10 protein-coding genes are annotated in these 12,085 nt (G+C 61.0%); 5 read left to right on the top strand and 5 right to left on the bottom strand.

Going from position 1 to position 12,085, the window contains the following annotated elements:
* Window positions 1–83 precede the first annotated feature (83 nt).
* On the top strand, window positions 84–1,358 hold the full coding sequence (locus IPK17_RS16515; protein WP_343418788.1) for a phospholipase: 1,275 nt from the start codon (window positions 84–86) through the stop codon (window positions 1,356–1,358).
* Here the strand turns inward: IPK17_RS16515 and IPK17_RS16510 are convergent.
* Window positions 1,349–2,152 (bottom strand): AraC family transcriptional regulator, encoded by an 804-nt coding sequence (locus tag IPK17_RS16510; RefSeq protein ID WP_343418787.1) that lies wholly within the window; start codon window positions 2,150–2,152, stop codon window positions 1,349–1,351. The genes IPK17_RS16515 and IPK17_RS16510 overlap by 10 nt on opposite strands.
* An 88-nt stretch (window positions 2,153–2,240) precedes the next feature.
* Between IPK17_RS16510 and IPK17_RS16505 the strand changes: the two genes are divergently transcribed.
* The gene (locus tag IPK17_RS16505) at window positions 2,241–2,858 is read left to right on the top strand and encodes a DJ-1/PfpI family protein (protein ID WP_343418786.1); all 618 of its coding nucleotides are present in this window, start codon (window positions 2,241–2,243) and stop codon (window positions 2,856–2,858) included.
* A 99-nt stretch (window positions 2,859–2,957) separates the two neighbouring features.
* Here the strand turns inward: IPK17_RS16505 and IPK17_RS16500 are convergent, their stop codons facing one another.
* Window positions 2,958–3,965 (bottom strand): glycoside hydrolase family 130 protein, encoded by a 1,008-nt coding sequence (locus tag IPK17_RS16500; RefSeq protein ID WP_343418785.1) that lies wholly within the window; start codon window positions 3,963–3,965, stop codon window positions 2,958–2,960.
* A gap of 120 nt (window positions 3,966–4,085) precedes the next feature.
* Between IPK17_RS16500 and IPK17_RS16495 the strand changes: the two genes are divergently transcribed.
* The 3 genes from IPK17_RS16495 to IPK17_RS16485 all read left to right on the top strand — a co-directional run bounded on the left by IPK17_RS16495 (window position 4,086) and on the right by IPK17_RS16485 (window position 8,503).
* Window positions 4,086–5,141: a LacI family DNA-binding transcriptional regulator gene (locus tag IPK17_RS16495; RefSeq protein WP_343418784.1), complete on the top strand. Its 1,056-nt coding sequence runs from the start codon at window positions 4,086–4,088 to the stop codon at window positions 5,139–5,141.
* A gap of 78 nt (window positions 5,142–5,219) precedes the next feature.
* Window positions 5,220–7,667: a beta-mannosidase gene (locus IPK17_RS16490; protein ID WP_343418783.1), complete on the top strand. Its 2,448-nt coding sequence runs from the start codon at window positions 5,220–5,222 to the stop codon at window positions 7,665–7,667.
* A 341-nt stretch (window positions 7,668–8,008) separates the two neighbouring features.
* On the top strand, window positions 8,009–8,503 hold the full coding sequence (locus IPK17_RS16485) for a TerB family tellurite resistance protein (RefSeq protein ID WP_343418782.1): 495 nt from the start codon (window positions 8,009–8,011) through the stop codon (window positions 8,501–8,503).
* Window positions 8,504–8,753: 250 nt separating this feature from the next.
* On the opposite strand, the gene IPK17_RS16480 is transcribed toward IPK17_RS16485, so the two are convergent.
* The 3 genes from IPK17_RS16480 to IPK17_RS16470 all read right to left on the bottom strand — a co-directional run bounded on the left by IPK17_RS16480 (window position 8,754) and on the right by IPK17_RS16470 (window position 12,065).
* Entirely contained in the window at window positions 8,754–9,944 is a 1,191-nt protein-coding gene (locus IPK17_RS16480) for a M24 family metallopeptidase (protein ID WP_343418781.1), read from the bottom strand.
* Window positions 9,945–10,076: 132 nt separating this feature from the next.
* Window positions 10,077–11,030, bottom strand: coding sequence for an ABC transporter permease (locus IPK17_RS16475; protein ID WP_343418780.1), 954 nt, complete (start codon window positions 11,028–11,030; stop codon window positions 10,077–10,079).
* Window positions 11,031–11,045: 15 nt separating this feature from the next.
* The gene (locus tag IPK17_RS16470; protein ID WP_343418779.1) at window positions 11,046–12,065 is read right to left on the bottom strand and encodes an ABC transporter permease; all 1,020 of its coding nucleotides are present in this window, start codon (window positions 12,063–12,065) and stop codon (window positions 11,046–11,048) included.
* Between the last annotated feature and the right edge of the window lie 20 nt (window positions 12,066–12,085).

The raw sequence follows: 12,085 nt of genomic DNA, 5'->3' as shown, positions 1-12,085 counted from the left end.
CGTAGGGACGAGACATGTCTCGTCCTTAGGATTAACATGCGGTCGTGGGCTTATGCACATAGCAGCAAGATTGAGGTGACCCTATGAAGTTTTCCCGACGCTGGCTCGGCGGATGGATTGCGGTAAGTTTGCTGATGGGTGGCGCAGTCGCCGCGCAGGACGCCCCGACGAGTTTGCTCTTCCGGCGGCTGCACCGTGACATCATCGTCAATGCGGACATCTGGTCGGCACAGCCGGAGATCTTGTCGGCGGGTTACGGCTTCGACAATATCATCGGCGTGGATGGCGGCGAAGCGGAAGTGCGGGCGGCGGGTGGCGCGTGGAACACGGTCGAGTGCTCGTCCGGCGCGGACCCGGCGCGCAGCGTGCTGACCTCGTCCGCGCCCGCCGATGGCCTGACCAATCTGTTCGACCAGCCGACGAGCTACAGCGACGGCTTACCCGTGGTGTTCAGCATGCCCGTGCTGCCGAGCACCGTGAATCACACTGACTTTCTCGTCACGTTGAACACAGGCGTGACCGTCGTTCCCGACTCCGCCAGCATTTACCCCAATTGGGAGTTGAACGAACGGCATGTGGTGGTGCTGTTCGGGCAGTTTGGCAACCGCTTGATCAATGGTGAAGCGGGCGCGGAATACGCGGTGCGCGTCGACGTAGTGGCGGATGCGACGCCGCTCACGCTGGTCGCGCCGAGCGGTTTGGTCACCGCGGTCGGGCTGTTCAAAGAGTCGACCCTGTCGCCGTATGAGTCCGGGCCGTATCTGGTCGGCGCGAAGCTCAATCGCATTTCGGCGGAGGGCGAGGGCGGCGTGCAGTTCCTCAATGCGAACATGCCGAATGACGGGATCACGCTGTACGGCGCAGAAGCCCAGTATCGATTGCGTTTGTTCACCTCCGGCGGCTTTTCGCCGGATGGTGTGCGCGGTCTGCGACCGAATGCCTACGAAGATCACTTCCGCATTCAGGCGACGCGGGCGAGCGGGCGACCGCTGATGATCGAAGAAGTGGGACTGAACTACACCGTGCGCGGCGGCACCATCCGTGTGATCGGGCTGGCGGATCTGGGGCGCGGGCTGGCGTTCACGTTCAGCGGACATCCGGTGATCGCCTATGACGACTGTTACGAGGAAGATCACGACAACTACATTGACATCATTCTGGCGGGTGATGAAGAGGCGATGCGCAGCATCACCGCGGTGGAAATTCCGGCGGCGGGGGACTATATGCCGTTCTACAACCCCGGCGGCCCCGGCAACAACCCGACGCCCGGCGTGCGCTACACTGCCCCCGGCCCCGCCGACCTGGAACCCGTCATCATCGCGCTGGACGATCCGCTGGTCGTGTCGTATCAGGGGTGAGTCCGCAGGTAATCACGCGGTGTAAGCCCGACAACCGCTTTGAATTCATGCGTGAAATGCGCCTGATCATAATAGGCGAATTCCGCGCTAATGTGCGCGAGGGATACGCCATTGGCCTGCTTCAAAGCGAGGCGGGCGGCTTCGACTCGCTGCAGCCGGGCAAAGTGTTTGGGCGTCATGCCAACATGGATTTGATAGAGCCGCTCAAGCTGGCGCTGGCTGATGTAGAGATCGTCCGCGATGCGCTTCATGTCAAGCTGCCCGGCGTGCTGCTTGATCTGGTAGAGCGAGTGCAGCACGTACGGCGAGGCAGTAGGTTGGAGGCGCGCCAACAGCCAGGCTTCCAGCCGGGCGATTTTCGCGGTGAGGGTAGGCGCTTCAGCCATTTGCTCATGCAGCAGGAGGAGTGGACGTTGGCCCACAGCGCCCATGAGTTCCGTGCTGTTCGCCAGTTCGACCAGCGGAATTCCCAGAAACGGATACGCGGCGCCGGGGTGAAAGCGGATACCGAGCACATCGACTGCGCCAGTGAAGCTCATGCGGCGGCTGATTGTGTTCGTGCCATCCAGAAATACGGGATCGGTGATTGGTTGACTATCCAGCGCGAGCCCGCCACCGAAATCGAAGCCTAAGCCGAAGCCGCCGCCGGGATGCATGAATTCCGGCGCGACTGCCAGTGCGTGAGCCCGGCGCATGCCCCAATACGAGGCGATGAAGGGACGCAGCGCGGGCGTTGGTGGCACGAGCACGAAGCCGAGATGGGCTAAACGTTCCTCCGGGCTGACCGGCATCATCTCCCCCCAACATGTCGGAAATTTACAAGACCGCGCAGCGGCGCACTGCTATCCTAAGCATATCTACATGTGCCTGAAGGAGACAAGTATGCCGCATACGATTGGGATTATCGCCTTTGATGACGTCCTCACCAGTGAAGTGATTGCGCCGGTGGAAGTGTTCGCTAACGCCATTGAGCGCGGCTTGCTGCCGGATGCTCGTGTGCTCCTGATCGGCGTTGAGCCGCAGATGCAGGTGCGCACAGCGGAAGGCATCCGGCTGGCCGTCGACTGCACCGTCGCCGATGCGCCTGACCTAACGGTGCTCATCGTCCCCGGCGCCAATGATGTAGACGCGCTCATGCAGCACGCCGCATTGAACGCCTTCATCCGCAAGCACGCGGACGCGGCTGAGTATGTCGCCAGTGTGTGCGCCGGGGCGTTTCTGCTGGGCAGTGCGGGCGTGCTCGACGGCAAACAGGCGACCACGTGGTTCGGTGGGGAGTCCAGCTTGCAGGCGCAGTTCCCGCAGATCAACGTGGTCTTTGATGCGCCCGTCGTCAGCGATCAGCGGGTGATCACGGCGAACGGCGGGTTAGTCGCGTATCGCGCAGCGCTCGTGCTGCTGGCGCGGCTGACCTCGGCGGACGCCGCCGAACAGGTCTATCGTGGCTTAGGGATTAATCGCCTCGGCACGTGGGCAGCCATTGTGGAAAGCATTGCATAACCTGAGCCAAGCTCAAAATTGGCGTGAAGTGTAACCAGGCCCGGCATTGCCCCTCTCCCAACGGAGAGGGGCAGTTGAGCGCAGAGAAACGGGGTGCGGTTACACTTCCGAATTCGTCTTGATGAAATCGACGAGATCGTCGATGTGCGTGAAGGCCATGCCGGTGACCGTGTCTGCTGCGCCGTAGTAGATGGCGATGCGCCCGGTGTCCGGGTCGTGGAGCGACGCGCACGGGAACACGACGTTCGGCACATCGCCGACGCACTCATACAGCATCTGCGGCGACAGGAGGTACGGCGCGGCGCGGTGGATCACCTTCCACGGCTGGTCGAGGTCGAGCAGGGCGGCGCCCATGCTGTACACGAAGCCATTGCACGAAGTCAGCACGCCGTGATAGATGAGCAGCCAACCCTCGCTCGTCTCAATCGGAATTGGCCCCGCGCCGATCTTCGTGCTCTCCCAACGCCAGCCCTTCGGCTTCATGACGAAGCGATGATTACCCCAATGCACCATATCGGGGCTCTGGCTGATAAAAATATCACCAAAGGGCGTATGCCCCGTGTCGCTCGGGCGGCTGAACATGACGTACTTGCCGTTGATTTTGCGCGGGAACAGCACGCCGTTGCGGTTGTGCGGCAGGAACGCATTCTCCAAGAAATGGTACTCGTTGAAATCATACGTATAGCCGATGCCGATGGTCGGGCCGTGGTAGCCGTTGCACCACGTCACGTAGTAGCGGTCTTCGATCCACACGACGCGCGGATCGTAGCGGTGCTGAAATTCCGCGAGTTCGGGATCGTTGAACTGCCATTCGATCGGCTGGGGTTCGATGTTCCAGTTCACGCCATCATCGCTGCGCCCGGTGTGCAGCGTCATGATGCGGCGCGTGTCGTCGACGCGGAAGACGCCCGCGAACTTGCCCTCATGCGCGACGGCGGCGCTGTTAAAAATACTGTTCGACGTGGGGGTGGCATCACGCTGGATGATCGGGTTGCCGCTGAAGCGCCACAGGGGCGCGCTGCTGCCCGCGGGACGGTCTTCCCACGGAATATTGGGGAGGGACTGGCCAACCATTTTGACTTTTGGGGGTGCGGATTGCGTAATCATGGGTATGATCCTACTCTATGAAGGCTTGACAAACTGTTGCTTCAACTCTATCGTAAAAATAGTTTTCGAACAAGTTCGATTTTGTTTGATTGGCCAAATTTGATGCCTAAGAATCCGACGATGCGTGAGATTGCTGCGAAAGCGGAAGTCGCGCTGAGCACCGTCTCCCAAGTCCTCAACAACCGCGCGAACGTCGCGCCGGATACGCGCGAACGCGTGCTGCAAGCCGCGGCTGAACTCGGCTACCGCCCGAAAGTCGCCATTGATGCGCCCTTCGCCGCTACCTCCTCGACCATCGGCTTGATCACGCGCCGCCGCAATCACGAACGCCTGATCGTGAACCCGTTCTACTCGTACATCATTGCCGGGGTGGAGCGGGAATGTCAGCGCCAGCACATCAACCTGATGTACGCGAATCTCGAAGTGGACGAGCGCAACCACGCGCAGAGTCTGCCGGGGATGCTGCTCAATGAACTGGTGGACGGCGTGATCATCGTCGGCGCGTTTCTCGAGGAGGCGGTCGCGGACATCAGCCGCCGCATCCGGCGCAATATCGTGCTGGTGGATGGCTACACGTCGCAAGAGGCGTTTGACAGTGTGCTGATCGACAACTACGCGGGCGCGGTCAATGCGGTGACGCATCTGCTCGATCACGGCCATCGGCACATCGGGTTGATCGGCAGCAGCCCGGATGCGTATCCGAGTGTGCTGGAGCGGCGGCGCGGGTATCTGGCGGCGCTGGCGGCACGGGGGATCGAGCAGACCTATATCGAGGACAGCCCGCGCTTAGAACGGATTGACGCCTATGACGCGGCGCTCCGTCTGCTGAAGCGCTGTCCGCAGATCACGGCGATCTTCGCCATCAACGACGACAGTGCCATCGGCGTGCTGAATGCTGCCCGCGAACTCGGGCGGCGCGTGCCGGACAATCTCTCGGTGATCGGCTTTGATGACATTGATCTCGCGCAGGAGGTGACCCCCGCGCTGACGACGATCCACGTCGACAAGGTGCTGATGGGCACGATGGCGCTGCGCTTGCTGCGCGACCGCGTGAGCGACCCGGAACGCATGGCGATCACGACGACAATCACGACGCAGTTGATCGCGCGGGAGAGTCAGGCAGATTTAGCCTTACCCCTCTCCAGAGAGGAGGCCCCTCCCCTGGGAGTGGGGTGAGGGCGGTGGCAAAAACGGATGCCCTGGTGGGCATCCCTACAATTTCGTTTCTTTCTGTTCACTTTAAGGATGAAGAACTTGGCTCAACTGACACTCAACGGGGCATGGACGCTGTACAAACAGGGCGATCCCACGCCCATCCCGGCGACCGTGCCGGGCTGCGTCCACACGGATTTGCTGGCGCATGGCCTGCTGGACGATCCGTTTTACCGCGACAACGAACTGAAGCAGATGTGGATCGGCGAGACCGACTGGCACTATGCGCGGACGTTCACGGTCGCGCCGGAGTTTTTGGCGCATGACCGCGTGCTGCTGCGCTGCCACGGGCTGGACACGCTGGCGACTATCCGCGTGAACGGCGTCGAAATCGGGCGGGCGGACAACATGTTCCGCACGTGGGACTTTGACGTGAAAAGCGTGTTGCAAGTGGGCGAAAACACCATCGAAGTGGCGTTCGCCGCTGCCATGACCTACGCCTGTCAGATGGACGCCGAAAAGGGCGAGTGGCCCGGATGGGTCGAACCGATGCGCATCAACAGCGGCGCGTGGATTCGCAAAGAGCCGTGCAACTTTGGCTGGGACTGGGGTCCGAAGATGGTCACCAGCGGCATCTGGCGCGCCATCGAATTGGTCACCTATGAGGCGGCGCGTTTGTCTGATGTGCTGGTTACGCAGCACCATGACAACGGCGAAGTGTCGCTCACGGTGAAAATTGCGGCGGAAGTGTTCGGTGATGCGCCGATCCATGCGGCGGTGCAGGTGCTCAAAGAGGGCGCGGCGGTCACGGCGACCATGCCGGTCGTGCTCACCGATGGCGCGGGGTTGGTCACGCTGCGCATTCCCGATCCGCACTTGTGGTGGGTGAATGGTTTGGGCGAACAGCCGCTGTATGAGGTCAAAGTTGGCCTGTTTGACAACGGCGATGGCTTCATCGATACGTGGACGAAGCGCATTGGCCTGCGCACGCTCACGCTCGAACGCCACCCCGACGAATGGGGCGAGTCATTTTACTTTGCCTGCAACGGCGTGCCCTTCTTCGCCAAAGGCGCGAACTGGATTCCGGCCAGCCCCTACCCGTGGGAGCCGCAGTACGCACTCTATCAGATGCTGATCAGCGCGGCGGCGGACGTGCACATGAATATGCTGCGCGTGTGGGGCGGCGGTGTCTACGAGGATGATGCGTTCTACGCCCTGTGCGACGAGTACGGGATCGCCATCTGGCAGGATTTCATGTTCGCGTGCGGCACCTACCCGACGACCGATGCTGAGTTCATGGCGAACGTCAAAGCCGAGGCGACTGACAACATCAAGCGACTGCGGCATCACCCGTGTATGGCGCTGTGGTGCGGCAATAACGAGATTGAGCAGGGCATGGGCGGGAGCGGCTGGCAGTCCAAGCTGAGATGGGATGACTACGGCCTGCTGTGGGACAAGCTGCTGCCGGAACTGGTGGCGGAACTCGCCCCGCAGACGGCATACTGGCCGGGCAGCCCGCACACCCCGATTGGCGACCGCAACGATCACATGAACCCCGCGGCGGGCGATACGCATCTGTGGGGCGTGTGGCACGGTAAGCAGCCGTTTGAGTGGTATCACACGCGCCCGGATCGCTTTGTGAGCGAATTTGGCTTCCAGTCGTTCCCCGAGCCCGCGACGGTCTACGAATACACGCTGCCGCAGGATCGCAACATCACCAGCTACGTGATGGAGCACCACCAGCGCAGCGGCATCGGCAACAGCACGATCATTCACTATCTGCTCGACTGGTTCCGCCTATCGACCTCGTTCGATGGGACGCTGTGGCTGAGCCAGATTTTGCAGGGCATGGCGATGAAATACGCCGTTGAAGGCTGGCGGCGCAATATGCCCCGCTCGATGGGCGCGCTCTACTGGCAGTTGAACGACATGTGGCCCGCGCCGAGCTGGTCGTCGCTGGATTGGAAGGGCAACTGGAAGGCGCTGCACTACATGGCGCGGCGTTTCTTCGCCCCGCTGCTGATCACCGGCGTAGAAGACGAGGCCGGCGGCACGGTGCACATCCACGCGACGAACGATCAGCGTGTGGAAGGCGTGGGCGAAGCGGAATATGTGCTCACGACCGCGCACGGTGAGGTGCTGGAACACAGCACGTTCCCGGTGCGTGTTACGGCTGGAACGACGGCAGTGGTCGGCAGCGTTGATGTGCGCCGCTGGCTCGACGCGTATTCGCCGCGCGATTTGCTGATGTGGGTGAGTTTGCGCGTGGATGGTGCGGTCATCTCTGAAGATCTGGTGACGTTCTGCCGCCCCAAGCATCTCGAACTGGCACAGCCGAGCATCACACTGGATGTGCACACGGTCAGCGACGGCGAGTTCGATGTGACGCTCACGACGGACGCGGCAGCGCTCTATGTGTGGCTGGAACTGGCGAACGCGAAGTTCAGCGACAACTTTGTGCATCTGCGCCCCGGCACGCCCAAGACGATCCGCGTGCGCGCGCAGGACGCCGCCGATCTCAAGGTGCGCTCGCTGGTGGATACGTACTAAGCGACCCACCTGCTGCGCAAGCCGTCCCTCCTGGGGAGAGGGACAAGACCGCCCCCCCCCCCCGGGGGGGGGGGGGGGGCGCCGCGAAGGGGGGAGGTTTTGAAAAAGGTTCGAGTCCGACCCCATCCCCGGCCCCTCCCCGAATTCGGGGAGGGGAGCCAACACCGTTTGTCAAGTCGAGTTTGTTTTCGTAGGGACGCGCTTTATCGCGTCCGCTTGTGTCCGTTAACGACGCGCACTTACACGCGTTTGCGTGTATTGGTGCTTTTGCGATGCCCCTCCAACCGCTGGGATCGTGCTATAGTTGCAGCCATTGGCAACCATTGAGCATGGAGCAGCGCATGGATAACCAGCACAAGGGCGCGGCGTGGCTAATTAAGGAGCTGTGGGGCTTTGGGCAAGTGCCCCCCGAAGATAACGCGCTCACCTACGCCAAAGCGATCATGGTGTGCGCGTATGGCGATGGCGGTTTCTCACCGGAAGAACGCGCGTGGGTGCTTGGCTACTTCGCCGCGCTTGACTATTCTGAGGCATTTTTGGCGGTGTTGGAGCAGTATGACCCCGCAGACGACGCGCACAAGTTCGCCGCGCTGGTGGATCACTTAGCGTTGACCGCGCAGCCTGACACTCGCCTCTCGCTGATCTATGATGGCATTCGCGCGGCGTCTGCCGACAAGATCATCGACGCGGGCGAACTCGCAGCGATCAAGCGGTTGGCCGCGCTGATCGATGTGTCTGAGGAGACGGTCGACGATATCATCAATGCGTATATCACCGAAGTGAACGCGAAAATGGCGCGGATCATGCTGTGTTTCCCGGCGGGTATGCCGTTTTGATACACCCCACCCCTCCTCGAATTCAGGGACGGGAGACAGAAACGATTTGCCTGTGTAGGAACGAGGCATGCCTTGTCCCTACAAAAGCGTCTTTAACGGGAAGTTGTACGCGTTTTGGAAATCCGTTTCGGAGACTGACGGGGGCGTAGGGGCAGACCTGCGTGTCTGCCCGAAAAAGGGCGCACACACAGGTGCGCCCCTACAAGTTGATGCTTAAATTGTTTTGGGACCCCGATTCTGATTTTCTCTTCTACACCTTCACGACGATGATTTCGGTCTGCGGTTGACCGAGCCACTCGTTGCCGTTTTCCGTCACCAGCACATCTTCTTCCAACGACACCAGCCCGTAACCGGGGACATGCACGCCGAGTTCCAGCGTGAAGCAGTTGCCCGCTTCCACGATCCCGAACGGCGTCTGACCGTAGCGTTCCCAGCGTGGGCCGAGCAGTGTCGAGCCGTCGTGCACGGTGCGCCCGATGTGATGTCCGACCGCATGCTGATATTCCGGGTAGCCCGCCGCGACGATGAAATTACGTGCCGCGTCATCCACGACCGCGCCCTGCACGCCCGGTTTGAGCACGTCCCACGCCGCCATGATCGCGCCGCGCACCGAGTCGAAGGCATGCTGCACGGGCTGCGGAATGCTGGTTTCGCCCGCGGGCTGCAGATACCACACGCGCTGAATGTCCGAGATGTAATCGTTGAGCACGACGCCCTGATCGATGCGGACGGTTTGCCCCGGCGCGGTGATGTACTGCGCGGACGGCGACACGTGCCCTTGCGGTGAGTCCGGGCCGATGGTCACGGTCGGGCAGTAGGCCGTATCCCATGACGGGATGACGCCTTCTTTGGCGTATTCGCCGTGCACGTAGTTGGCGATCTCAAGTTCGCTCAGGCCAGGCTTCAGATATTTGGTGATGCGTCCGATGATGTCGTCGGTGAGCGCGACGGCAGCGCGAATGCGCGCGATTTCGGCGGGCGTCTTGCGACCACGCAGCGAATTGAGAATGCCATCCGCTGAGATGAGCTGATACGGCTTACCCGCGAGATAGCGCTGGAGCGTCAGGTACATGCCGTGGGATAGACCATCGGCGGCGGTGTCGCTCTCCGAGTAGTTGACGGCGATTTGCTGGGGCGCGAGGCGATCCAGCACTTCGACCAGCGCGGGCTGAATGCTCTGATCGTACTTGATGCATTCGTCCCAGCAGCCCATGCGCTCAAAGTTGACGATTTCGTAGCGCCCGGCAATGGCCACCTTGTAGCCGCTCTTGGTGATGATGAGCGCGGTGTGCCACGTGACATTCACGGGGCAGATTAGCGGCAGGGCGGGGTCGGCGTTGTGCTCGGTTTCGCGCACGAACGTCAGCCATAGGTCGACATTTTTCTCTTGCAGAATGCCGACGGCCTGCTGAATCTTTTCGAGTTGAATTGTGTAATCCATGAGGAGTCCTTTTGGAGCAAAAGTCAGAAACGAACCTCACCTCGACCTACTCTCCTCTAGGAGAGGGGGGGCTAACCCGCGCAAGTCCCTCTCCTTTAGGAGAGGGACTTAGGGTGAGGTTGATTGCCTAGTTTACCGCAGCGAACGCGGATCGAAAGCGTCGCGCAGACCATCGCCGAGGAAGTTGATCCCGAGCGTGGTCAGCATGATGAAGAACGCGGGGAAGAACCAGTAGAAATAGTAGTTGATGTAGGTGTTCGCTTCGCCCATGATGTTGCCCCACGTCGGAGTGGGTGCGCGCACGCCGAGGCCGAGGAAGCCGAGATAAGCTTCGAGCAGAATGGCGGAGGCCACGCCGAGCGTCGCCGACACGATGATCGGGGCGAAGCAGTTCGGCAGCACATGGCGCATGATGATCCGCCACGTCCCCGCGCCAATCGACCGCGCCGAGGTGATGTATTCCTGTTCCTTGACCGCCAGTACGACCGAACGCACGATGCGCGACACGCGCATCCAACTGGTCAGGCCGATGACGAACACGATCACGATCATGGTGCTGCTGTAGGTGCGCCCCATGAAGCTGAAGTCGGGGAACTGCGTCGGATCCGAGAAGATGCGCAGCGCGATCAAGGCGAGGAACAACTGCGGAATGCTCAGCATCGCTTCGGCGAGGCGCATCAGCAGGGAGTCGATATACCCGCCCAGGTACCCGGCCAATAGACCGATCACCGTGCCGACGAACATCTGCACGATCACCGCGGTCACGCCGACGAACAGCGAGATTTGCCCGCCGTAGACCGTCCGCGCCAGCAGGTCACGCCCGATTACGTCCGTGCCGAACGGAAATTCGGATGACGGATACTGGAGCGCACGCGACGGATCATTGAACGTCGAAGCGCGTTCCGGAATGAGGAGCGAGCCGACAAACACGAACGCAAAAACCAGGATGAGCAGCCCCGCGCCCACCAGCGCCATACGATGCCGGCGCAGGCGCGCCATGCTGCGCTGAAAGTTGGACTTGCCTTTGATGTAGGTGTCCAGTTTGGGGACGGTCTGGACCGTTTCGAGATTTTTGACTGTGCTCATGGTGTTCTCCCGTCCCTAATACCGAATCCGCGGATCAAACCACGTATAGACGACATCGGTCAAAATCTGAAACACGACGACCAGTACGCATAACAGCATCAAAATCGCCATCATCACGGGGACGTCAGCGCGTTCAAAGCTTTCGATGAACAGACGGCCCATGCCCGGCCACGCGAAGATGCGCTCGGTCACAACCGCGCCCGCCAGCAGGAAGGGGAGGTCGAGGCCGATCAGCGTGATCAGTGGGAGCGAGGCATTCTTGAGCGCGTGCCGGCGTACAACATAGCTGTCGGCCATGCCCTTAGCGTGCGCGGTGCGGATGTAATCCTGACCGAGCACTTCCAGCATCGACGAGCGGATGAAGCGCACATAGCCGGCCAGTTGAATGGCGACCAGACAAAACACGGGCATGAGCATGTGCACGATAAGGTCGACGGTGGAGCCGTCGCCGGTGCCGCCGATGGGTAAGGCTGGTAAGTCCCACCTCGTAAACTGTACGCCGAATATGTAGATGGTCATCAGCGCGATGAAGAAGATGGGCATCGAGTAGAAGAAGAATGAAACGCCCGTGATGACATTATCAACAAAGGTATATTGTCGCGTGGCTGAGTACACGCCAATGGCCAGCGCCAGAATCAATGTGATGCCGTAGGAGGGGATCATCAGCGTGAGGGTGGCGGGCAGGCGTTCTTCAATGCGCGTCCACGCGGGTTTGCGTGTGACGAACGAATTGCCGAGATCACCGCGCAGCACGCCTTGGCGGGTGCCGGGCTGCATATTCGTGCCGTCGCCATTCACATCGATCATCTGCCAGTCGTTGCCGATCAGCCACGTGACATACTGCTCGAACATCGGACGATCCAGCCCCATACGGCGGCGGATTTCCTCACGCTGGGCGGCAGTCGGGCGTTGGCGCGATTCGGCAAACACGGCCAGCGGGTCGCCGAGGGCATTGGTGAACGCGAACAGGATGAAGCTGAGAATGAACAGCAGGGGTAAGGCTTGCAGGGTGCGCCGCAGAATATACTGAGCCATGCAGGGAACTTTCGTCTGAT

The organism is Candidatus Flexifilum breve, from assembly GCF_016713355.1.
The sequence above is the reverse complement of the archived record's forward strand: the minus strand, read 5'-3'. Positions and strand labels throughout refer to the sequence as shown.